Raw genomic sequence first — 21,961 nt, 5'->3', positions numbered from 1 at the left:
AGATTGATTTGTTAAGAAGAGTAGAATTCCTAAAGAAAGAGGAATGCTTATGAACATTGTTTTTTCATCTGATAAGAAAGAATATAATACTATTAAAAAAGGTACTGAAATACTGCTGGCTGAAAATGACGGTTTCAACCAAAACATAGAATTGTTTGTTAAATTTCAGGACAGACCAGAAATATTGATAAATAAAAGAGAAAACCAGATTCGTATCATCTGTCGGGAAATATCTCATTATTACCGCGCACTTAATTATGCCATACATCATATGAAAGAGGATGAATTTCAATATCAAGAGCATGTCTGTTTTGAAAGAAACGGTCTTATGCTGGATTGTTCCAGAAATGCTGTATTTACAGTTGAAAAGGTGAAATTCCTGATCAAGACACTGGCAAAACTTGGAATGAATGTACTCATGCTTTATACAGAAGATACCTATGAAGTAGAGGAGCAGCCTTATTTTGGAGCTTATCGTGGAAAATACACCAAGGACGAAATAAAAGAACTGGATGCTTACGCTTCCATGTTTGGGGTAGAGCTTGTTCCGTGTATTCAGACCCTGGCTCATCTGCACAATGCGCTGAAGTGGCCGGGAATGGATAAGATTCGTGATTCTGCGGACATTCTCCAGCCTGAAAAAGAGGAAACTTATCAGTTTATTGAAAAGCTGCTCAGCTCAGTAAAGGAGAATTTTTCTACCAACAGGGTACATCTTGGAATGGATGAGGCTGTCATGCTGGGACTTGGAAATTATCTAAAAGAAAATGGATATAAAAAAGGGTCACTGATAATCAGGGAACATTGTAACAGGGTCGTAGATATTTGCAGAAAATTAGAATTAAAGCCTATGATATGGAGTGACATGTACATTACAGCAAATTCTACAGGCGGATACTATGATCTGCCCGAAAACACGGACTGCTCCAAATGGGAAAAACCGAAAAAAGATCTAGGATTAGTATATTGGGACTATTATCATGCTGATACCAGAACCTATGAAAAAATGCTGGATATCCATGCGCAGTTTTCGGATAACGTTATTTTTGCAGGAGGATCTTGGATTTGGAACGGAATTTCCCCCAATTATTCTAAGACCTATGCGTGTACCAAAGCAGCTCTTTCTACTTGTAAAAAATACAATATAAAAGAGGTGCTCTGTACAGCATGGATGGATAATGGTGCAGAAACCCCGGTGGATGCTTTGCTTCCGGGACTTGTACTTTTTGCACACCTTGATTTTCACAGAGACTATGACGAAACAATCCTTAAGCAGGAGTTCAGGGACTGCACAGGCGGAGAATTTGATGATTTTATGGCACTTGACAATTTTGATTCCTTATTCTTAAATACGAAAGAGAATAAAGAGGCTCAAAATCCTTCAAAATATCTGTTATACCAGGATCCAATGTTAGGCATTTTTGATTATCATGTGAAAGAATCAGGTGTCAATACAAAATCTTACTACCAAAACATACAGAAATGTATGAAGGAATGTGCAAAAAAAACAGGAAAATATCAGCTTTTATTCTCATTTTATGAAAAACTGGCGGCGGTATTAGCTGATAAAGCCGATTTGGGCATGTGTATAAAATCAGCATATGACAGATCGGATAGAGCAGCGTTGAAAAATATCAGTCAGAATGTTATTCCTGGAATCATCTGCAATCTGACAGAGATGAAATCATCAAGAGAAAAAATCTGGATGAACGATGCAAAGCCATTTGGTTATGAGATTTTGGATATAAAAATTGGTGGCGTAATTACAAGACTTAAAAGTACAGGATACCGGATTGACAATTATCTGAATGGAAATGTGCTTCGTCTGGAAGAGCTGGAAGAGGAAAGACTTCCCTATTTTACCAAAGGAATGGACAAGCGGGAGAACTTATGGAATCGCATCATCAGTGGATGTGACTTAAATGACACAATCTGATAAAGGTAAATGAAAGGAATCCGGCTACGTATGGAAACCAAAACTATTCTCACAGAATGGTTTTGGTTTCCTTTTTTGCTGTTACAAATCAGTTACAACTGCGATATAGAATTTAATGTATAATTAACCTGTGAAAAGATATTTATAAAAACATGTGAGGTAATAATCATGAAGGCAAGAATTCTTGTGATAGAAGACGAAATGTCAATCAATGACCTGCTATGTATGAATTTGGAGATTGCAGGGTATGAAACAGTAGGATATCTGGATGGAAATGAGGCATATGAAGCAATTATTCAAGATCATGCGTTTCAGTGTGCACTTGTAGATATCATGCTTCCCGGAAGAGACGGATATAGCCTGTTACCGAAACTGAAGCAGTATGAAATCCCCGTAATATTTCTTACCGCAAAGGGAGATATCGCGAGCAAGATAAAGGGATTAAAAGACGGTGCGGAAGATTATATTGTAAAACCATTTGAAATGCTGGAAGTGATGGTCCGTCTTGAAAAAGTACTGGAACGTAATGGCACTGTACAAGAACAGATTCAAATTGGTGATGTCATCATTGATACTGCTAGTCGTACTGTTACAAAAATGGGTATGGAAATCTATTTAAAGCCAATGGAATATAACTGCCTCATGGTGTTCGCCAAAAACCCGAATAAAGCACTGACCAGGAATCAGATCCTGCAGGAACTGTGGAATGAAGAGTTCTGCGGAGAAACAAGAACTGTGGATGCACATGTGGGTCGTATCAGGAAAAAGCTTGGCTGGCAGGATAAGATTAAAACAATTCCCAGAATCGGTTACAGACTTGAGGTGGATTTATGAAACTCTTAATAAAGATCTTTTCTCAGACTACATGTATCATTTTGTTGGTATCGTCAGGGATCTTTCTCTATACCACTTATTGTTGGAAAAATCAGAGTATACAGAATATCAACAGTTATGAAAGCAGTATATTCAGAACAAATATCTTACAGTTTGAAAATAAAACATGCCTTTCTGACAATCAGAAACAGAATGCCGACAACGAAATGCGCCCCCAAATAGTTACTTATGCTTTTCGGCAGGTTTTTCATGACAGCGCGGTTTTATATCTTGATGGAAAAATGATCTATAATGGAACTGTTTATGAATTCGATGTAAAAAAGTTAAGAGAATTATGTGAAAGTAAGGCAAACATGGTGGATCATGGCAGCAACAGTGACGGTCATGGCCCTATGATCAGTCAGATAAATGGAAGGACACTTTTGTTATTTTACTATGGCAATGTAAATATGGGATATCAGATTATTACTTATAAAGATATAACAGATGTAATAGAAAAAAGTCATCTGCTGTTTTTTCAGACGGGTGGATTTACTTTATCTTTGATCGTGGTGATGGGAATTATCCTTTATTTGAGCCTTCGAAAAATCACAGCACCGCTTACAAGCCTAAGAGAAGCTACGCTTCTTGTTTCTGAAGGTATTTATGATTTTAAAGTACCGTCAGAGGGCAATACAGAACTTGCGCAGGTAGGTGCAACCTTTAATTTTATGACAGGTAAAATAAAAGAACAAATTGAAAGTCTTTCTAACATAAACCGGACACAAAAACAGCTTATTGGAAGTCTGGCTCATGAGCTGAAGACCCCAATGACTGCAATCATAGGCTATGCAGATACATTGCTTACTGTGCGCCTAACCCCGGAAAGGCAGGAGAAGGCTCTGATTTATATTGAAAATGAATGTCGCAGGCTGTCAAGACTTTCTATGAAAATGCTGGAATTAACCGGACTCTACGAAGCTTCGGAAGACTCATTCAATCCAGTGGAAATACAGGTGGATAATTTCCTGAAAGAAGTAAAAGAACTTATTGATTGCAGGCTTCAAGAAAAAAACATCTCTCTTGATGTATTTTGTGAACCAAAAGAATTGGTAAAGAAGTTTGATCAGGACTTAATGATAAGTGTAGTGACAAATCTAATTGATAATGCAGTCAAAGCTTCCAGGAAAGAATCTAAAATTGTGCTTGAGGCAACCCCAGACCATCTGATGGTTCAGGATTTTGGAAAGGGAATACCGAAAGAGGATCTGGAAATGGTGACGGAACCATTTTATATGGTAGACAAATCTCGTTCCAGGGCAAAAGGAAGTGTAGGGCTCGGTCTTTCTTTATGTCAGAAAATTATAGAACTGCACGATTTCCAACTGAAGATTGAAAGCAATCCGGGAAAAGGAACTACCGTCTCTGTTTTCTGGTAATCACACTAACGTTTACATATCAGTTACAAATCGCGAAAGATTTGGTGTAATGCTCGATGATATACTTATAACAACCTTAGAAAGGAGATATTACCAGAAATGAGAAAAAACATAAAAAAGTTTGCAGGAATAGTGCTTTGTATTGGAATGTTTACAGGATGCGCACAGACCCCGGATTCTTCTTTGGTAAAGCCGAAGGGGAGCAAGGCTGTAGATGCTTATACGGAAGCGGATGATGTTAGCGGTTCTAAAGGAGAAGCATCTGAAAGCAAGAACGATGACGGTTCAGAGTCAAAGACAACCATCAGGAATCTCATTGATGCTCCTCAAAATTATAAAAGCCATGTGGAAGATGACAGTGCCAAGCTCGTGGTAAATACAGATGCAAGCGTAGAAATTCCGGAAGTGGAAAAGATATCTGCTATTTCTGTCACCGCGGCAGAAGTTACCCAGGAGCTTCTAGACCGTATTACAAACGCATTCTTCTCAGAGGCAAAACTTTATACCATGGATAGTTATTATGTGAAGACAAAGGATGAAATTAAAAAAACTCTGGATGAACTAAAAGAAGACGTTGCAAACGGAAACCTGGATCCGTATAACTATGGAACAGACGATGATGGGAATTATGTCTATGATATCTATGAAGATATTGAGACATGGGAACAGGAATACGAAACTGCTCCGGAAAAGAAAACCCTGACAGAGGCAAAACCTGTTGCCGGAAATTTTTTCGATTGTATTGCACAAATGTCAGACGATTCACAATACTATTATAAAATATCTTCCGATGGCTCCGATACCTTGTCAGTCAAGATCAAGAAAGCAGCAAACAAGGGCGGGGAAAAAATACCGGAGGATGCAATGTGGTGTGATTACGGATATTCTGAAGAGGAAGAAAAACCCACAGAAGAATCAATCGGGCTGTCCCTGGATGAAGCAAAAAAACTTGTAAAGGAAAAAGTTGAAAAAATGGGCATCACAGATTTACAGTTTTCTAACTGGAATTACGCGGTGTGCAAAAGTTTTGAAGGCGATAATAGTTCAGCTAATTTTGGAAATGGATATAGAATTGATTATGCACGTACCATAAATGGTGTGCCGGTAACTCAGACAATTGCAGACGGTGGGGCATTGGAAGATATGGACAGCACAATGGAAACATGGTCTTATGAAAGTCTCTGTTTCTATGTCGATAAAGATGGCATAGAAAGCATGACTTATTCAAATCCCTACACAATTGGTAACATAAAGACAGAGAATTTAAATCTTCTTTCATTCAGCGAGGTTATGAAAATTTATGAAAAAATGATGTTGGTAACAAACGCTGATAATATGCAATATGAAAATTCCAGGGCCTATAATATTGATCGGATTGTTCTTGGTTATGCCAGAATATATGAGCCGTCTACTGACGCACACACAGGTATTATGATCCCCGTCTGGGATTTTTTCGGCAGCATGACTTCAGAAAGTGAATATAACGGAGAAACAGAATCAAATACCAGTAAAGATCCGAATGAAAGCTTCCTTACCATTAATGCCGTGGATGGCAGTATTATAAACCGGAATTTGGGTTACTGACATGAGACAGGTATTTGGAATTGTACGGTACAATTTCTTCGGATTTTTACGCAATCCCAAAGTTATTTTTATATTTCTGTTAGAATTTGTACTTAGTTTCCTGCTTACAGGCAGAATCATGGTTGTAATGGAGACCTACGATACACCGGTACAGGCCATTGAACCATTTATCTGGACATTTGGGGATGGGATAGCAGTACTGTCCAGTTCGCTGCTCTTGCTTCTTATGTTTTCTGACCTGCCGAAGATGACACCTGTTACTCCATACCAGCTGACCCGGACAACCAAGAGGAAATGGCTTTTAGGTCAATTCATTTATGTTATTCTTGTAACTGTTTTATATACGGTTTTGATGCTGTTATTTACGGCCGTGCTGTGTATGAAAAAGAGTTATCCAGGCAATCTGTGGAGCGAAACTGCCGCCATGCTTGGTTATTCAGAATTAGGAAAAAACCTGCAGGTCCCTTCTACAGTAAGAGTCATGGAAAGTATCTCACCTTATGGCTGTATGCTGCAGGTTTTCTTCCTGCTGTTTTGTTATTCGCTGACCTTAAGCTTTGTAATCCTTGTAGGAAATCTCTATAAAGGGAAGACTAAGGGTATGATTTTTGGCCTTCTTTACAGTGTATTTGGTTTTTTATTGGACCCGAAAGTACTGGCTGCAATTTTACATAAAGAAAAATACGAAATGTATCAGGTAAATGTATTAATCTGCTGGATCAGTCCTCTGAACCAGGCAGTATACGGAAAACATAACTTGGGTTATGACCCATTGCTTCCGAAAATCACGCATTCCTACATGTTTTTTCTGGGTATTTTAGTTCTTCTTGCAGTTTTTGCAATTAACCGGATGAAAAAATATACCTTTGAATTTCTTGGAGAAAAGACATGATCGGAAGGGGGAAAACCTATGTGGGGTGAAATAAAACGTATGTTTTTTAATAAGAATTTTCTGGCAGCATGGCTGATAGCCTGCATCTCCATCGCCATTGGACAGACTTATCCCAGCTTAAAAAAAACACTGACATGTGGTACTTTTATCAGTATACTGGAAGGTTCCTTAAAAAGTCAGGCAGTATCTTTTGCCATTCCGGTAGCAGCCGTATTGCCATGGAGTGATTCCATTCTGCAAGAATATAAAAGTGGATTTTTAAAGGAGATACTTCCCAGAACGACTCGCAGACAGTATATCGAAGGTAAAGTTTTTTCCATTATGGTATCTGGTTTTATGGTCTGGACGTTATCTATACTAACGGTACTTTTTATCAATTTTATTGTGTTCTATCCGCTGGAGATAAAGGGTGCTATTCAAAAAGAAGCACTTCTGGACTTACTTATGAAGGCATTTCGGACAGGACTTATCGGAAGTATCATAAGTACTTTCGGTGGAAGCTGCGGGATTTTATGGGATTCTGCTTACATGGCATATGGAATCCCTTTTGTAAGCTTTTATTTCGGAATTATCCTTCATGACCGCTATTTTAAGAATCAGATATGGTTTTATCCAGTAGAATGGATACTGGCTGATGAAAATTGGGGACCGGACAAAATAGGACTTTGGCTATTTCTACTGTTGTTTTTATTAGTAATGCTGGGAATTCTGGGAGGTGTTTTATATGGAAGATTGGAAGAAATCTGAAGGGACATTTAATCTGGCCTGTGATCCGCAAAGAGCAAGTGGAATGATGCAGAACACCTGTGTAAAAATAGAACACGTGACCAAACGTTTCGGTGAAGACATCGTGTTACAGGAAGTAAATCTTTCCCTGAAAACAGGGAACGTCTATGGGATTGTTGGAAATAACGGTTCCGGAAAGACCGTCCTTATGAAATGCATCTGTGGGTTTCTCCCTGTAACTACGGGCACTATTTTTGTATTTGGAAAAAAAATAGGCCATGATGTGGATTTTCCTGAAAGTCTTGGAGTTATTATCGAGACTCCCGGTTTTCTTACACAATATACGGGCTTTAAAAATCTGGAGATCCTGGCAGACATGAATGGCCGGATTTCGAAGGCCGATATCCGCATAGTCTTAAAAAGGGTAGGATTGGATCCGGACATGAAGAAACCAGTCGGAAAATATTCCCTTGGAATGCGTCAACGCCTTGGTATTGCACAGGCCATTATGGAAGATCCTCTGTTTTTGATTCTGGATGAGCCGTTTAATGGACTGGATAAACATGGCGTGGAAGAAATAAGAGAACTGCTGCTGGATTTAAAAGCAGCAGGAAAAACCATTTTGCTGGCAAGCCATAATGAAGAGGACATCAGAATCTTATGTGACCACGTATATGAAATGGATGGAGGAATCTTAAGAGAAAGGACTGCCTGATAATGAAAAATTTATTTGTAAAAACGGCATTAGTATTGTGTACGACAATAATATTTCTTCCAGCTACCGTTTTTGCCACAGAGCCTCAAAACACGGAAGTTACATCTGCTGAAGAAGGATTTACGGACTCAGATCCGTCCGTATCTTATGAGAATGATAACTCGTTAACCCTTGATGAAAAAGAGGATGAATCTACGAGTACCGAACCTCCGAGTACCGAACCACCGGCAGAGGATGAAAAGACTCCTGATAAAGCTGATACCGATAAAGAAAATCCGGATCCGGATATTTTTACATCAGGAGATGACTTTGGTGATGGTTCTAAATCGAATCCTTTTCATGTTGTAATAGACAGTGATAATCCGGAAGACGGTGACGCCCCGCAGATAACAGATCCGGTTATAGACAACGGAGGGTATTCGGGCGGTGGGGGAGGAGGCAATTCAACATCAGACTCATCAAGTGAAAAAATATTACATAAACCGCAGGTATTATTAGAAGACAGCAATCTTTCAGGTGGACGATTGGAGGCTGGTTCTACAACAGAAATGTCGCTGACATTTCGAAATAAAAGCTGCAGTCAAAATGTATTTGGTTTAAAAATTTCCCTTTCTACAGAGAACAAAGGAATCGAATTTGAGAAAAACTCTTTTTATGTACAAGTCCTGGCTCCTGGTGAAGCAATTACTTTGGAACAGATGATTACTATAACAGAAAACTGTGATCCTGGCCAGGCTGTCATTACTTTTTCTCTGGATTATGAAGATTCGAAAGCAACGGCAACTACCGGTACAGAATTACTGTCTTTTCAGATCATCCAACCGGTTCGTGTTAAGCTGGAAGCTTCAGATATTCCATCTGTTTTATACACTATGGATACAGTAGAGATCCCGGTAAAAGCAATGAATCTCGGAAGAGACAAAATATACAATGCAAGTGTCAGCTTAAAGGCTGATGAATTAAGCTCAAACGATACTGCATTCTTAGGGACCATAGAGGCCGGAGATTTATCCCAAGGAAGTCTTCGCATATATGTAAAAGGAAAAACAGGAAAATGTGCAGGTCAATTAATTCTTACGTATGAGGATGCAGATGGCAAATCATATGAGGAAGAAATAAAATTTGATTCTGAAATCAAAGAAACCCAGATAAAGTCTTTAAAGGTTGAAGATGACCAGGAGAAAACCAATAACTGGTGGTATTCCATAGCTGCAGTTGTTGCAGTACTGCTTATTTCCATAATCCTGATTCTGGTCAGAAAGCTTCATAAGAAAAATATCCTTCTTGAAGAAGCGAGAAAGGCGGCTTCTCATTGAAAAGAAAAAAAATAGACAGCTTTACCTTATTTGTCATACTTCTGCTGACATTGATACTTACATTATTAGGAATGCTGCTGGCAGGCATGAAAGAAGAAAAACGGCAATTTACTGTGCTGCTCCCACTTGGAGATCTGGCTTATGATGAAGATTTTTTGCAGAAAGCGAAGAAGATAAAAGGTATAAAAGAAATCTGGCCAGTCATAGAAGTCCCGGTTGTCATCAAAATTGAAGATTATACGGAAACAACGACTTTTTCAGGAATTGATATGAATGCGTTTGGAAAAAATCCAACTCAGAATGAACTGGGGAAGATGCCGTTGTTATTGCTGGGAAATGGTTCCCTACGGGATATGAAAGACTATAATAATCATGCCATTTCAAAAAAACAACAGGAAAAATTTTTAGAGATGGGTGAAAACCTGAATATTTTTTATTCCCTGGATGAAAAAGAGAAGGAAACTTCCAAAGCCACGGATGATCTTACCACTTTATCCGGCAATTCCGCAAGAGAACTGCAAACCTCATATATGCCCTGTAAAGCCGCTGTAGTAACAGAAGGCAACGAAATCTACATACCCATTTCCCAGGCACAGGATCTCTGCAGAGAAATAGGAGAGCCTTCTGAAATCAGTAAAGTATATCTAAAAATAAATGGAAAAAATAACCTGGAGAACGCAAAGAAAATACTTTCAGGAATTTAACATAATATTAATATATAGCAAGAATTCTCCTTCCTCTGCAGATGTGCAATGAATTGTAAAAGCAAAAAAAAACACTTGGTTGGTGCTGCAGTTCATGGTATAATAGTATCAGTTGATAACATAAATGATAAAAAAGCTTATTTTGTTAAAAAAAGGATCACAATGTACATTTGAATATCAGATTTACTGCTTTTTGATCATGTGGTTGTAATGTTCCGTGCATAGCCCAGAATGGAACTAAGTAAATTTATCAATGTCTGTTCCTTTTTCAAAATCTGAGATTTAATTGGCAGAAGTATATCACATGATAATGCTTATGGTATGGAAAAAAGCTTTCGTTGTAGCCTATGGTTCTGCATGGAAAGTTATTGGATAAAAATACTGATTAATACTTGGTAAAATGAGGGAGCTCACAAATGAAAAAAATTACAATTGCCTTAATTATGGTTATATCATTAATAGCACCAATTCAGACAATGGCGGAGAGTGTTACCCAGACCGGTACAATAATAGAGCCTTTGGAACAGAATATTGAACAGATCATCGATGAAATCACTTCTGAACCGCGTCCAATAAATTCTGATGCAATACAGAATGTAAAAGAATATATTAGTGAATATTTTGGCAATCTGGGATATGACAATATAGAATACCAGAAATTCGAATATAACGATGAAAACAATGAGAATGCAATAAGGCATTCCTCGCAGGCGGATGTGTTTCTGGCATCAACAGCCGAGAATGCAATTGTTGACGGCATTGGTGAAAATATCATTGTGACAAAAAACTCATCTATTGATACTACAAAAAATCTGATCATAAGTGCCCATTATGACAGTGCAGAAGATTCGGTGGGCGCCAATGATAACGGTTCCGGAGTGGCAGCAGTGCTTGAACTGGCAAGGATTTTAAAAGATACAGAGATGCCGTATAATATAAAATTCATCCTGTTCTCGGGCGAAGAGAAATATATGCTGGGTTCAAGATGGTATGTTGGTAAGCTGACGGAGGACGAGCGGAAACAGATCATCGGAGTAATAAATATTGATACTATTGCAGAAAAAAGTGATCTGGGTTATATGGCGATGATCGAAGGAAACAAAAGACCAGACAATGCGGAATATGATGATGAGGGATTGAAAAAACTGGCAGAATTAAATAAAAACAGTATGTCAGAACTATTTACACCCAGTGACAGATTTTTCCTGACAATGGCAACCAACAGTGACCATTATCCGTTTGCATTAGTGAATATCCCGGCAGTATCGATTGTCCAGGACTGGCAAGATGGTTTGAACGTGAATGATAGTTCTGATGTAAAAGAAAATATGGATATACAGAGAATTGTGGAAGTGATTGATCAGGTTATGGAAGTACTTCCAACGATCAATTAAATTTATATCAAAAATCTCCCACTAATAGTAGTGCCAGATAAAAAACATTGTAGAAGTCAGTAATATTAATGTTTTTCATGGTGCTATCACGGTGTGAAGTCGAAATAATCAAATACTGACAGAGACTAGGAGGTGGAATAATGAAAAAATGGATCGTGATGCTGGCGGTACTTGTTATGTTCTGTCTGGCGGGATGCGGGGAAAAGCCGATGACAGCAGTGTATTTTCATCCAGATGATAACAGCTGGTATTTTGCGGATCTGGACACGGACACGATTTTCTCCGGAACGATACCGGATAAGCTTACGGATGAGAATGGAAAGAAGCTGACAGAGGAAGATATGACAGACGGAGATGTTTACCTGATCTATGGAGATGGTATCATGCTGGAAAGCTTCCCGGGACAGTATCCGGGAATCACAAAGATGGTACGGAAAGAACAGGGCAATCAGGAAAAGGCCGATCATTACCGGAAGGAGCTGCTTTCCATGATGCGTCCGGTGACTGGAGAGTGATAAAATAAAGCTTTTTTAGAAAAATATTAAAAGAAAATATATATCCATTTCTTCTATATTTTGATAAACTATATATTAAGACCACTGAGAAGAATAAATTTTAACAAATGTAGCAAGAATTCTCCCACCTCTTCAGGTGGTGAGATGAATTGCACATCTGAGCATATCTGCTCAAAAAAAATCTCTATAGTATAAAAGAAACACTCGTTCTCCCTTCCCTGATGTAGTATACTGAAAAAGAACAATTAGTTCATAAATACATATCCGTCGATATAAGAAAAAAGATGATAAATATAATGGAGTTAGACCATGAAAGATGCATTCTGGGGTCAGATATTCTGTCTGCTCAGTGCAGGCGGAGCAACGATTGAAACGATACGGCAGTATATAGAAAGCCAGGGTGAGAAGAATGAACCGCGCCGTAAAAATAAGGATCTATCCAAATAAAGAGCAGAGAGTTCAGATAGAGCAAACAATCGGCTGCAGCCGCTTTATCTATAACCAGATGCTTGCAGATAAGATCAGCTATTACCAGAAAGAAAAAAAGATGCTCCGGAACACACCGGCCGGATATAAAAAGGAATATCCATGGCTGAAGGAGGTGGATTCCCTTGCCCTGGCGAATGCGCAGCTGCATCTGGAAAGTGCGTTCCGGAAGTTTTTTCGGGAACCAGCCTGCGGATTTCCACGTTATAAATCAAAGAAGCATGCAAGAAATTCATATACGACCAATGCACTAAACGGAAATATCCTTTTGCAGGATACCCATCTGAAGCTTCCAAAGATGTCCGTCATAAGGATAAAACTTCACCGTCAGATTCCATCAGACTGGAAACTGAAGTCTGTAACTGTGAGCCGTGAGCCATCCGGGAAATATTTTGCCAGCCTTTTGTTCTGCTGTGAGAACCAAACAGTGGAAAAAAGACCGGCAGAGAGATTTCTTGGGATCGATTTTGCCATGCAGGGAATGTGTGTATTTTCTACAGGAGAAAGAGCCGGGTACCCTATGTTTTACAGAAAAGCAGAGAAAAAACTTGCAAGAGAACAGAGAAAGCTCTCCCACTGTGAAAAAGAAAGCCGGAACTATCAAAAACAGAAAAAAAGGGTAGCTTTATGTCATGAAAAGATAAAGAACCAGAGAAAAGATTTCCAGCATAAGCTCAGCAGGGAGCTTGCGGAAAGATATGATGCAGTATGTGTGGAAAATCTGAATCTGAAGGGAATGTCCGGAGGGCTGCACCTTGGGAAAGGTGTGCAGGATAACGGGTACGGGCAGTTTCTGTTCATGTTGGGATACAAGCTGGAAGAATATGGAAAACATCTTATAAAAGTAGACCGTTATTTTGCATCCAGTAAGATCTGCAGTGTATGCGGACATAAGAAAAAGGAACTGGCATTGTCGGACAGAATGTATGTTTGTGAATGTGGAAATAGGATAGACCGGGATGTGAATGCAGCAGTCAACATCCGTGAAGAAGGAAAAAGAATCTATAAAGAATGTGCCTGACGGCACAAGAAAAAAATCCGTAACCGGATAAACATAAAAAACAAAACCGCGGGACACGCGGGGATAGCCTGTTTTAGCTTTGCCCTAAAGGGTAATCGAGCAGGAAGCCCCCACTTCAAAATCGTAAGATTTAAGTGGTGGGAGCATGTCACTTGCTTTGTGGAACAGATTGATATTTACAGGGAGGAATCGTATTTCAGATTCTTCAAGTACATAAGAGTTCACTTTTCGTTGTATTTTAAAGAAAGAGAGACATGGAAACTTTGGAACAACAGCGAAAGTATCTTTGAAAAAGATCAAGGGATTACAATAAAATGATATGTAAATGAAGAGTAAGGGGAAAAATGCTGATTACGGATATTATTAACATTTTGGGGAATGAGTTTAGTAGTATATATTGCGTAAATCGTCAAGATCAGTACATTCAGATTTATAGACATCTAAATGAAAACACAGAGTTAGATGAATTAATGAACGAGAAAAAAAACATATGAAACCGTAATACAAAAGTATATAGAGACCAATGTATTTGAAGAAGACAGAAATAAAATGCTGGTTGCTACGGATTTTAATAATATATGCAAACAACTGCAACTGGTCTCACAGTTCACAATACATTACAGGATAAAAAATGGTAATGATACTTTGCGTTATCGTATGAAATGTGCAAGAATTGGAAATGCAGATACATTCGAAAAAATAGTGTTTGCGTTTGCAAGTGAGGATTCAGATATAAGATTAGATGAGTTAGGCATTATGAACTCGAGCAGCACCGGTGAGAAAAGAAAAAGCATCTTTTCTCTGCTTATTAAGTGATGATTGTGAGCTGGATCATCGGAGAATGGACAATGTTATTAATGAGTTTGGAGAGAATGCTCCGATTAAAGGAATAAAGATTAAATATGGTATTTACAAAAATATAGATAAGAATCTTTCAATAGCTACCATATGTGATTATGCATCTATGGCGGCAGAAACAGTTATGGAAGATTATAATCATGACTATGCGTATTATACAGATGAACTGGCGCAGAAGAGACTTTATAATCAAATGATAGAAAACGATTTTACAGATGCTTTGAAAAATAAGGAGCTGGTTCATGATGAAAAAAGTAATTCTAATTATTTTATTTACGGTATCAGCAATATTGCTTTCTGCATGTGGCAGAAAAGAAGAACTGTACGAGATTCCTGACCTGTCACAGTACAAGACAGATTATGTAGGAGATTCTTCGAATGTTATAAATATTGTAAGTGGGCAAGAGTATCCGGAAGGATATTCTTATGATAGCATACAGATACAGTCTGAAACGAAGCCTTATGGATTAACAGTATTTCTAAAAGTTGAGCCGTCTGCAGTTAAGATTGAAGATGAATTGCAAGTTAATGCGGATATGACATTTGATTTGATTGGTAATTTGGAAACACTTGATTATAAAATAGCGGATAGTAAGGAAATCATTGCATCGTATGAACGGTAGATCATTCGGTGATTAATAATTTGTCTGCTATTATATAATAAGAAGAATAGAAAAGCGCATCATATATGTGGCGGGACAAGTTTGAAACAAAGAAGTAGAGGTTACCTGAGAAAATAGAGTATAACAAATAAACCATTCCGGGACGGGCGGCTTTGCCGCACAAAAATATTCATCAGCCTTATAAAGAATAATACCAGAGGGAAAATGTATTAGATAGCGAAAGGCAATGCATATGTTTCATGACGCATTGGTGTCTTTCGCAGAAAGACGGGGAATAAATATGAAAAAACTTAACTATACAGAAGATTTATTGAGAGTTATCTTCTTTTGGATAGGAACATTCTTTCTTGTTTCCGGTATCTTAAGTTTTCTTGGGATATTAAAACCAGCAGTAAACTCAGGTATTCAGAATCCAGATATGTTGGGAACTGTGTTTTCTATAACGGGGGTGCTTTTGTGTATAATAAGTGCTGCTCTTGGAATTTATACTGCAAAGCTTGATAAATTACATTTACAATTAATCGAAAATGGTACAAAAGTGAAGGGCTTGGTAGAAAAAGTATATTTGCAAAAATACACAAGATATAGAAGACAGATTCCATACAGGATTCTATATAGTTTTACATATCATGATAAAGTGTATTATCATAAAAGCCGTTTGGTATGGGAAAAGCCGGATCTTAAGAAAGGCGACTTGATTACCGTATATGTAAATAATCTTGGTAAATCAACAGTTTATAATTGCAATGAAGCGGTCTGATATCTAGCCTCTATATTTCGGAAAAATACTGCACGATTTGTGGTTTACAGAAGAGCAGCTTCAAAGAATGCTGAGGATGAAAAATGCAAATCCATCAGATGTATGGAAATTCAGAGATTATTAATTGGACAAATTGAAAGCTGAAAGGAAAACTGCCTATCCGTTTTCAGCATTGGCGGATCCGTCTGCTAATAAGTGGTTTAAAAATCAAAAAACGTGGTAAGAGTATTTTCATAATTCTGTTCAATTTTGTCTATGTTTTCGAGAATCCTGTTCATGTACAAATGCAACTAAATTAGAGTATAATAAGGGAAACCATTGAAACTGGGTTTCCGTAAAGGACATTCCTGTGATGGCAGGAATGTCCTTTACATATAGCGGTAAATTCTGAAGTAGTTGGCATAGAAGTTCATGAGGTAGTTGACGTATGCTTTAAATCTTTTCATTTCGTTTTCCTCCTTTCTTTATCTTACAAGCACATTATAATATCAGAAGACGTCTATTACTTGCCAAATGGGAAGAAAAAGTAGACAAAACTTGCAGGAGATTAATTGGAATGTACTGGTAAGAGCATCACAGACATTTGCCTGGATGCAGGAGTTGAGAGCCAAAGGACATTTAACCGGGTATCTCGTGAAAGATATAAAGTAACGTCAAGGGAATACCGGAATTTTTATCGTGAACAACATATAAGTCAGACCCAGGATGAAATATCTGGAATGGAGAAATAGGATGGCATTTATAATCTGTGTAGCAGCACTCATAATCATGATGTTTGTATTTACCAAAATGTTGTTAAGTTTTGGCAATAACAGCAGTGCGGCAGTTGAATCTGTTGATGCGACTGTAGTTGAAAAGAAGCAAGGAATCTATACCCATATGCAGTCTGAATCACATGTACCTTGGTTTCGCGTTGTATTTGAGATGACAGATGGAAGTTTGATGGAATTTCAAATGCAACAGGGAGATTTTCGTGAATTGGAAAAAGGCGATCGAGGTATGCTGACTTATCAGGGAAATCGGTATATATGTTACCAAAAATATAAATTTAAAAGTGAAGCACAGGAGGAAGAAAAATGTTAAGTGAAAGCATTGCAAAACTGGTACAGTATGGGATTACAACAGGTCTGACACCAGAATGTGAAAGAAATTACACAACAAATCTTCTGCTGGACGTTTTTCATGAGGATGACTATGAGAAACCGGACAGCATTGAGGAACCTGTTAATCTTGAAACAACATTGGGCGAATTGCTGGACGAAGCTGTAAAAAGAGGACTGATCGAAGACAGTATTGTATACCGGGATCTATTTGATACCAGATTAATGAACTGTCTGATGCCGCGTCCGGGCCAGGTGCAAAAAGAATTCTGGGATAAATATAAAGAAAGCCCAAAGGAAGCAACCGATTATTTTTATAAACTGAGTCAGGACAGCAATTATATCCGCAGATATCGCGTAGAGAAGGATCAAAAGTGGAAGGTAGACAGTCCATACGGTGAGATTGACATTACCATCAATTTGTCCAAACCGGAAAAAGATCCAAAAGCAATTGCCGCGGCAAGGAATGTAAAATCCGGAAGCTATCCGAAATGTCTTCTTTGCCCGGAAAATGAAGGATATGCAGGACGTGTTAATCATCCGGCAAGGCAGAACCACAGGATTATTCCGATCACAATCAATGATACTCCTTGGGGATTCCAGTATTCTCCGTATGTGTATTACAATGAGCATTGCATTGTGTTTAACGGCCAGCATACTCCAATGAAAATCGAGAGAAATGCATTCATTAAACTGTTTGATTTTGTAAAACTGTTTCCGCATTATTTCCTTGGATCTAATGCAGATCTGCCGATCGTAGGCGGCTCGATCTTAAGCCATGATCATTTCCAGGGTGGACATTATACATTTGCAATGGCAAAAGCACCAATTGAGCAGCACGTGGTACTTCCGGGATTTGAAGATGTAGAGGCTGGAATTGTAAAATGGCCGTTATCTGTACTTCGTATTCGTCATAAAGACTCTAACCGTTTGGTAGATCTGGCAACACATGTGCTGGAAGTATGGAGAGGTTATACGGATGAAGCAGCATTTATTTATGCTGAAACCAATGGAGAGCCTCATAATACAATTACACCAATTGCACGTAAAGTAGGGGATATCTACGAATTGGATCTGACATTAAGAAACAACATTACAACAGAAGAACATCCGCTGGGTGTGTATCATCCGCATGCAGAATATCATCATATTAAGAAAGAGAATATCGGCCTGATCGAAGTTATGGGCCTTGCAGTTCTTCCGGCCAGATTAAAAGGTGAGATGGAACTTTTGGAAGAGTATATTCTTGAAGGCAAAGATATTTCTTCAAATGAGCAGATTGAGAAACATGCAAAGTGGGTTAAGAAGTTCCTTCCGAAATATCCGGAAATCACAAAAGAAAACATCCATGGCATTCTTCAGAAAGAGATTGGAATCGTATTTACCCATGTTCTGGAAGATGCAGGAGTATACAAATGTACGACCGAGGGAAGAGAAGCATTCATGCGTTTTCTTGAAACATTATAAAAATTGAAATAAAAGGATTCTTTGGGAAATGGGAGGTAAGTGAAACCTCCCATTTTTTTTTAAGGAAGATGATGAAAATAGAATATTTTTTATAAGGTGTGAAACCTTCCTAGGCTTTTCTTTTAGATGTAAGAAGAAGTAGCAGTGGAACAAAAATAAAGATCCTCCATAGTGCAGGAATGGTGATATTGTTTCGGAATGCAAATGCACTGCCAGAAGAATCTGCCGGTATGTAAATGCGAAGATCTACAGTACAGGATGAACTTTCATCTCGTATATCTAAAGGAAGCTGAGAATGATATACTTTGCCTTCATGGGTGAATTTAACAGGCAGTGCCCAGTAATAATGACGCGGACTACCAAAATTATAAAGATAATATCCGTCTGCTTTGATTAAATTTGGATTTTCATGGTAAAGAAAATAGTTTTTATTGGCATAAAAGAATGTCCCGCCCATTAATAGAAGCCAGATCAGCACCAGTGCAGCTTTATTCAAAAAAGGACTATCAAATACTCTTTTCAAAAAATCACCTCCTGTTAGATAAGGACATTTTATCAAATGAACCAGGAAAATTCGATAGAAAGAAAAAATTTATTATTATGAGAACCGATTTGCTTGTATCTGCATCTGATTAGTGTAAAACAAACACGTGTATAATCCGGCCGGACAGAAGGAGAAAACAGAGAAGCGATTTTGTATAGAAGAAAATAAGTGAGATCTGATTAGGTGCTGTCGTGAATCAGTCAAGGATGAAAAATCCCTGACCGGTCATGGCAGCCCTTTTTTTCCTGTTTTCAGGGTTCTGTTCACAGAGAAAAAGGAAAGTGTCTGAAAGTACCCCAAAAGTGCTAAATGTGAGATAAATGATGATGCGGTGTTCCTATCCGTAAAAGAGCAGGGGAAAAATGTTTTGTAGAAATCAGCTTACTGTTTGTAAAAGAAAATGTTTTTTCCAGCAGCCTTGGTTATTTTTTATTAAATCGGAGATATTAAAATCAGACGATTTAAAAAGTTTGTCTGAATGCTGTTTATCGTTAAAAACAGGGGGCATGGATGGGAAAAAGAAAAGAGATAACCGGTAAGGATAATGGAAAGCAAAAAATGTGGATAATGATCACTGTCATCATAGTGTTCTTTGCTATGGCTGGCTATGCAGGAATGTCTTATTACTATTCAGACAGATTTTTTCGGGGAACAACGATCAATGGAATTAACTGTTCTGGAAAAACATCGGAAGAGGCAGAACAGGCGGTTGCTAAAAAAGCAGAGGATTATCTGCTGGAAGTAAAGGCAAGAAATCTGAAATCACAGAGTATCAATGGAAAATTGATCGGATATCGTTATGTTTCGGATGGCAGTATTTCCCAATATCTGGATGAACAAAAACCATATAAATGGGTTCGGGGATTTTGGAAAAAGCAAAATTATACAGCCAAGGAAAACATGACCTATGATAAAGTGAAGTTAAAAGAACAGATGGAAAAACTGGAATGTGTAAAAAAAGAGAATCAGACAGCACCAGAAGATGCTTATGTAGCTTATAAAGATTCGAAGTTTGAAATCGTACCGGAAACAGAAGGGAATACCCTGGATTTCAATGGAGCTTATCAGGCACTGTCAGAAGCGATTACTGACAAAAAAAGAACGATTGACCTGAATAGCTGTCCGGCTGTTTATGTAAAAGCGGCAGTAATGAAAGATGATCCAGATCTTAAAAATTCATTGGAAGAATGCCAAAATCTGATCCGGACCAAAATCGTATATATATTTGGAGAAGAAACGGTAACATTGGAGGGGGACGAGATCAGAAACTGGCTCATTTTTGATGAGAGAGGACGGCTGCAAAAAAATGAGGATGAACTGAGACAGTACGTGGCAGAATATGTGGCAAAGCTGGCTGCCACACATGATACCGTAAATACAGAGAGGGAATTTTGTACAACAAGCGGACGTACTGTTCAGGTGTATAGTTCCGTTTATGGATGGAAGATCGATCAGGAAAAGGAAATAGAAACCATTATGCAGGAAATGATTGCAGGAGTACAGATAAACCGGGAACCGGTATACGCCATGCGGGCAAATGCACGGGGTATGAATGATATAGGCAGCACGTATATTGAAGTGGACCTGTCTGCACAGCATTTATATTACTATCAGGATGGTTCTATCATTTTGGAATCGGATATTGTGTCAGGAGATATGCAGTATGCAGAACGGCAGACGCCACCGGGGATTTTTCAACTGTATTACAAGAAAAGTCCATCTGTGCTGAAAGGAAAGATGTTGGAAAATGGGAAATATGAATATGAAAGACCAGTAACTTACTGGATGCCTTTTAATGGGGGGATTGGATTTCATGATGCTTCATGGCAACCATACTTTGGAGGAAATCGTTTCCGAGAAGGTGGTGGATCCCATGGATGCATTAATCTTCCGGCGGACAAAGCGGCAGAACTTTATAATAGGATAGACGAAAGTGTGCCGATTGTCTGTTTTTATTAAAAATGGGCAGGATATATAGTTTTATATAGAGGTTTGTTTATAAAATGGAAGATCTTAATTGGTCTTCTGTTTTTTTATAATTATCAGCAATAATTTCATGGAAGAAAAGTGTGTATGGTAAGCGCAAAATAATTCGACGGATTGTGTTGCCCTAAAAATCATTCCATAATAATCATTAGAAAATGCAAGCATTTCACTTTATCTTCTCTTGCCAGAAATGATAGATGCGAGCATTTTACTCTATCCGATTTATGGAGGTGTGCTCATGAGAAGCAAAAGAATACCTGCCGAAGAACAATACCGTCTCATCATGGAATGCCGTCAAAGTGGATTGACCGATCATCAATGGTGTGTGGAACACGACATCAAACCGGGGACTTTTTACAACTGGGTAAAAAGGCTGCGTCAGAAAGGTTGTGTGGATTTGCCAGCGTCAACCGGACGCAGCTATCGTGCACCGGAAAGCCAGGAAGTTGTCAGAATGGATTTTCATGATACTGACCCGCTCCCATATGAACAGCCATTCAATGTGATTCCGGTAGCTACGGAAAGAAATAACCTTTCCGTAGCAGAGCCAATGAAGCTGTCTGTAGGAAGCTTCCATCTAACAATACCAAATGGAACAGATCCTCAGCTTCTGGCTCAAACGCTCCGCATTGTGAAGGAGTTGGAATGTTAGGGGATATCACAGCCGCCGATGAAATCTATATCGTAACAGGCAGAACGGATATGCGGAAATCCATTGACGGGCTGTGTGCTATTGTAGAGGATCAACTCCATATGGATCCAAGGCGAAGTGCCCTGTATCTTTTCTGTGGAAAACGTTGTGACAGGATCAAAGCTTTGCTCTGGGAGTCTGACGGATTTGTGCTGCTGTATAAACGCATGGAAGTCCAGGGCAGGTTCCGCTGGCCCAGAAATCAGCTGGAAGTAAAGCAACTGACCTGGCAGCAATTCGACTGGCTCATGTCCGGGCTTGAAATCGAACAGCCAAAGGCATTCAAACCTACGGAATGATCGCGTAAAACATCTATGCCAACCAACAGAAAGGGAGGGGGTTCTCACCCTATATCATGTCTGAAATCCCTTGTAAATACTGGGTTTTCTGC

Annotated in this window: 22 protein-coding genes and 2 pseudogenes; 23 read left to right on the top strand and 1 reads right to left on the bottom strand. The window is 38.6% G+C overall.

Annotated elements, in window-relative coordinates:
• The first annotated feature begins 49 nt into the window (after positions 1-49).
• The 20 genes and pseudogenes from NQ489_RS09415 to galT all read left to right on the top strand — a co-directional run bounded on the left by NQ489_RS09415 (position 50) and on the right by galT (position 18,349).
• Positions 50-1,936 carry a beta-N-acetylhexosaminidase gene (locus tag NQ489_RS09415; RefSeq protein WP_049946998.1) on the top strand — a complete coding sequence of 629 codons (1,887 nt, stop codon included), beginning with the start codon at positions 50-52 and terminating at the stop codon, positions 1,934-1,936.
• A 168-nt stretch (positions 1,937-2,104) separates the two neighbouring features.
• The gene (locus tag NQ489_RS09410; protein WP_005423065.1) at positions 2,105-2,770 is read left to right on the top strand and encodes a response regulator transcription factor; all 666 of its coding nucleotides are present in this window, start codon (positions 2,105-2,107) and stop codon (positions 2,768-2,770) included.
• Between the two features lie 449 nt (positions 2,771-3,219).
• Positions 3,220-4,188, top strand: coding sequence for a sensor histidine kinase (locus NQ489_RS09405; RefSeq protein ID WP_227945634.1), 969 nt, complete (start codon positions 3,220-3,222; stop codon positions 4,186-4,188).
• A gap of 99 nt (positions 4,189-4,287) precedes the next feature.
• Positions 4,288-5,772: a DUF6034 family protein gene (locus tag NQ489_RS09400; RefSeq protein WP_021651448.1), complete on the top strand. Its 1,485-nt coding sequence runs from the start codon at positions 4,288-4,290 to the stop codon at positions 5,770-5,772.
• Positions 5,773-5,890: 118 nt separating this feature from the next.
• Complete coding sequence (locus NQ489_RS09395; protein ID WP_227945633.1) at positions 5,891-6,664, top strand: hypothetical protein; 774 nt, start codon at positions 5,891-5,893, stop codon at positions 6,662-6,664.
• 18 nt (positions 6,665-6,682) lie between these two features.
• On the top strand, positions 6,683-7,411 hold the full coding sequence (locus tag NQ489_RS09390) for an ABC transporter permease (RefSeq protein ID WP_021651446.1): 729 nt from the start codon (positions 6,683-6,685) through the stop codon (positions 7,409-7,411).
• Positions 7,412-7,454: 43 nt separating this feature from the next.
• Complete coding sequence (locus NQ489_RS09385; RefSeq protein WP_044925097.1) at positions 7,455-8,105, top strand: ATP-binding cassette domain-containing protein; 651 nt, start codon at positions 7,455-7,457, stop codon at positions 8,103-8,105.
• 2 nt (positions 8,106-8,107) lie between these two features.
• Complete coding sequence (locus tag NQ489_RS09380; protein WP_021651445.1) at positions 8,108-9,421, top strand: hypothetical protein; 1,314 nt, start codon at positions 8,108-8,110, stop codon at positions 9,419-9,421.
• On the top strand, positions 9,418-10,125 hold the full coding sequence (locus NQ489_RS09375) for a hypothetical protein (protein ID WP_021651444.1): 708 nt from the start codon (positions 9,418-9,420) through the stop codon (positions 10,123-10,125). Before NQ489_RS09380 ends, NQ489_RS09375 begins: the two co-directional genes overlap by 4 nt.
• Positions 10,126-10,541: 416 nt before the next feature.
• Entirely contained in the window at positions 10,542-11,519 is a 978-nt protein-coding gene (locus tag NQ489_RS09370) for a M28 family metallopeptidase (protein ID WP_021651442.1), read from the top strand.
• Between the two features lie 140 nt (positions 11,520-11,659).
• On the top strand, positions 11,660-12,034 hold the full coding sequence (locus NQ489_RS09365) for a hypothetical protein (RefSeq protein ID WP_021651441.1): 375 nt from the start codon (positions 11,660-11,662) through the stop codon (positions 12,032-12,034).
• 312 nt (positions 12,035-12,346) lie between these two features.
• Positions 12,347-12,481, top strand: a pseudogene (locus NQ489_RS09360) (hypothetical protein); the annotation flags it as partial.
• Positions 12,444-13,541, top strand: a complete 1,098-nt coding sequence (locus tag NQ489_RS09355) for an RNA-guided endonuclease TnpB family protein (protein ID WP_110925765.1) — start codon at positions 12,444-12,446, stop codon at positions 13,539-13,541. The pseudogene NQ489_RS09360 and the gene NQ489_RS09355, both read left to right, overlap by 38 nt.
• Before the next feature lie 841 nt (positions 13,542-14,382).
• Complete coding sequence (locus tag NQ489_RS09350) at positions 14,383-14,736, top strand: hypothetical protein (RefSeq protein WP_021652245.1); 354 nt, start codon at positions 14,383-14,385, stop codon at positions 14,734-14,736.
• The gene (locus tag NQ489_RS09345) at positions 14,642-15,022 is read left to right on the top strand and encodes a DUF4825 domain-containing protein (protein WP_084449175.1); all 381 of its coding nucleotides are present in this window, start codon (positions 14,642-14,644) and stop codon (positions 15,020-15,022) included. Before NQ489_RS09350 ends, NQ489_RS09345 begins: the two co-directional genes overlap by 95 nt.
• 280 nt (positions 15,023-15,302) lie before the next feature.
• Positions 15,303-15,782: a hypothetical protein gene (locus tag NQ489_RS09340; RefSeq protein ID WP_059085791.1), complete on the top strand. Its 480-nt coding sequence runs from the start codon at positions 15,303-15,305 to the stop codon at positions 15,780-15,782.
• 67 nt (positions 15,783-15,849) lie between these two features.
• Complete coding sequence (locus NQ489_RS17965; RefSeq protein WP_442860162.1) at positions 15,850-15,906, top strand: hypothetical protein; 57 nt, start codon at positions 15,850-15,852, stop codon at positions 15,904-15,906.
• A gap of 427 nt (positions 15,907-16,333) precedes the next feature.
• Positions 16,334-16,513: pseudogene (locus tag NQ489_RS17840) on the top strand (AraC family transcriptional regulator); the annotation flags it as partial.
• Position 16,514: 1 nt separating this feature from the next.
• Positions 16,515-16,865 carry a DUF2500 domain-containing protein gene (locus NQ489_RS09330; protein WP_044961943.1) on the top strand — a complete coding sequence of 117 codons (351 nt, stop codon included), beginning with the start codon at positions 16,515-16,517 and terminating at the stop codon, positions 16,863-16,865.
• Positions 16,859-18,349 carry a UDP-glucose--hexose-1-phosphate uridylyltransferase gene (gene galT / locus NQ489_RS09325; RefSeq protein ID WP_021652240.1) on the top strand — a complete coding sequence of 497 codons (1,491 nt, stop codon included), beginning with the start codon at positions 16,859-16,861 and terminating at the stop codon, positions 18,347-18,349. Before NQ489_RS09330 ends, galT begins: the two co-directional genes overlap by 7 nt.
• A 109-nt stretch (positions 18,350-18,458) precedes the next feature.
• Here galT and NQ489_RS09320 read toward each other — a convergent pair whose 3' ends face one another.
• Complete coding sequence (locus NQ489_RS09320; protein ID WP_044961941.1) at positions 18,459-18,872, bottom strand: hypothetical protein; 414 nt, start codon at positions 18,870-18,872, stop codon at positions 18,459-18,461.
• A gap of 531 nt (positions 18,873-19,403) precedes the next feature.
• Between NQ489_RS09320 and NQ489_RS09315 the strand changes: the two genes are divergently transcribed.
• The 3 genes from NQ489_RS09315 to tnpB all read left to right on the top strand — a co-directional run bounded on the left by NQ489_RS09315 (position 19,404) and on the right by tnpB (position 21,869).
• A complete protein-coding gene (locus NQ489_RS09315) occupies positions 19,404-20,852 on the top strand; it encodes a L,D-transpeptidase family protein (RefSeq protein ID WP_021652238.1) in 1,449 nt (482 codons plus the stop codon).
• A 265-nt stretch (positions 20,853-21,117) separates the two neighbouring features.
• A complete protein-coding gene (tnpA, locus tag NQ489_RS09310) occupies positions 21,118-21,531 on the top strand; it encodes an IS66 family insertion sequence element accessory protein TnpA (RefSeq protein WP_198013380.1) in 414 nt (137 codons plus the stop codon).
• Positions 21,525-21,869 carry an IS66 family insertion sequence element accessory protein TnpB gene (gene tnpB, locus NQ489_RS09305; protein ID WP_009246070.1) on the top strand — a complete coding sequence of 115 codons (345 nt, stop codon included), beginning with the start codon at positions 21,525-21,527 and terminating at the stop codon, positions 21,867-21,869. Before tnpA ends, tnpB begins: the two co-directional genes overlap by 7 nt.
• Positions 21,870-21,961: the final 92 nt, after the last annotated feature.

Source organism: Blautia sp. KLE_1732_HM_1032, assembly GCF_025147905.1.
In the GTDB taxonomy this organism is placed as follows: Bacteria; Bacillota; Clostridia; order Lachnospirales; family Lachnospiraceae; genus Blautia_A; species Blautia_A fusiformis.
Note: the sequence above shows the minus strand (reverse complement) of the source record. Positions and strands in the feature narration are given on the sequence as shown.

What these genes read in the sequence shown, in the direction of transcription:
- NQ489_RS09415 (WP_049946998.1), top strand. Translation starts at nt 50, where the DNA reads ATGAACATTGTTTTTTCATCTGATAAGAAAGAATATAATACTATTAAA.
- NQ489_RS09410 (WP_005423065.1), top strand. Translation starts at nt 2,105, where the DNA reads ATGAAGGCAAGAATTCTTGTGATAGAAGACGAAATGTCAATCAATGAC.
- NQ489_RS09405 (WP_227945634.1), top strand. Translation starts at nt 3,220, where the DNA reads ATGGGATATCAGATTATTACTTATAAAGATATAACAGATGTAATAGAA.
- NQ489_RS09400 (WP_021651448.1), top strand. Translation starts at nt 4,288, where the DNA reads ATGAGAAAAAACATAAAAAAGTTTGCAGGAATAGTGCTTTGTATTGGA.
- NQ489_RS09395 (WP_227945633.1), top strand. Translation starts at nt 5,891, where the DNA reads ATGGTTGTAATGGAGACCTACGATACACCGGTACAGGCCATTGAACCA.
- NQ489_RS09390 (WP_021651446.1), top strand. Translation starts at nt 6,683, where the DNA reads ATGTGGGGTGAAATAAAACGTATGTTTTTTAATAAGAATTTTCTGGCA.
- NQ489_RS09385 (WP_044925097.1), top strand. Translation starts at nt 7,455, where the DNA reads ATGATGCAGAACACCTGTGTAAAAATAGAACACGTGACCAAACGTTTC.
- NQ489_RS09380 (WP_021651445.1), top strand. Translation starts at nt 8,108, where the DNA reads ATGAAAAATTTATTTGTAAAAACGGCATTAGTATTGTGTACGACAATA.
- NQ489_RS09370 (WP_021651442.1), top strand. Translation starts at nt 10,542, where the DNA reads ATGAAAAAAATTACAATTGCCTTAATTATGGTTATATCATTAATAGCA.
- NQ489_RS09365 (WP_021651441.1), top strand. Translation starts at nt 11,660, where the DNA reads ATGAAAAAATGGATCGTGATGCTGGCGGTACTTGTTATGTTCTGTCTG.
- NQ489_RS09355 (WP_110925765.1), top strand. Translation starts at nt 12,444, where the DNA reads ATGAACCGCGCCGTAAAAATAAGGATCTATCCAAATAAAGAGCAGAGA.
- NQ489_RS09350 (WP_021652245.1), top strand. Translation starts at nt 14,383, where the DNA reads ATGGACAATGTTATTAATGAGTTTGGAGAGAATGCTCCGATTAAAGGA.
- NQ489_RS09345 (WP_084449175.1), top strand. Translation starts at nt 14,642, where the DNA reads ATGATGAAAAAAGTAATTCTAATTATTTTATTTACGGTATCAGCAATA.
- NQ489_RS09340 (WP_059085791.1), top strand. Translation starts at nt 15,303, where the DNA reads ATGAAAAAACTTAACTATACAGAAGATTTATTGAGAGTTATCTTCTTT.
- NQ489_RS09330 (WP_044961943.1), top strand. Translation starts at nt 16,515, where the DNA reads ATGGCATTTATAATCTGTGTAGCAGCACTCATAATCATGATGTTTGTA.
- galT (WP_021652240.1), top strand. Translation starts at nt 16,859, where the DNA reads ATGTTAAGTGAAAGCATTGCAAAACTGGTACAGTATGGGATTACAACA.
- NQ489_RS09315 (WP_021652238.1), top strand. Translation starts at nt 19,404, where the DNA reads ATGGGAAAAAGAAAAGAGATAACCGGTAAGGATAATGGAAAGCAAAAA.
- tnpA (WP_198013380.1), top strand. Translation starts at nt 21,118, where the DNA reads ATGAGAAGCAAAAGAATACCTGCCGAAGAACAATACCGTCTCATCATG.
- tnpB (WP_009246070.1), top strand. Translation starts at nt 21,525, where the DNA reads ATGTTAGGGGATATCACAGCCGCCGATGAAATCTATATCGTAACAGGC.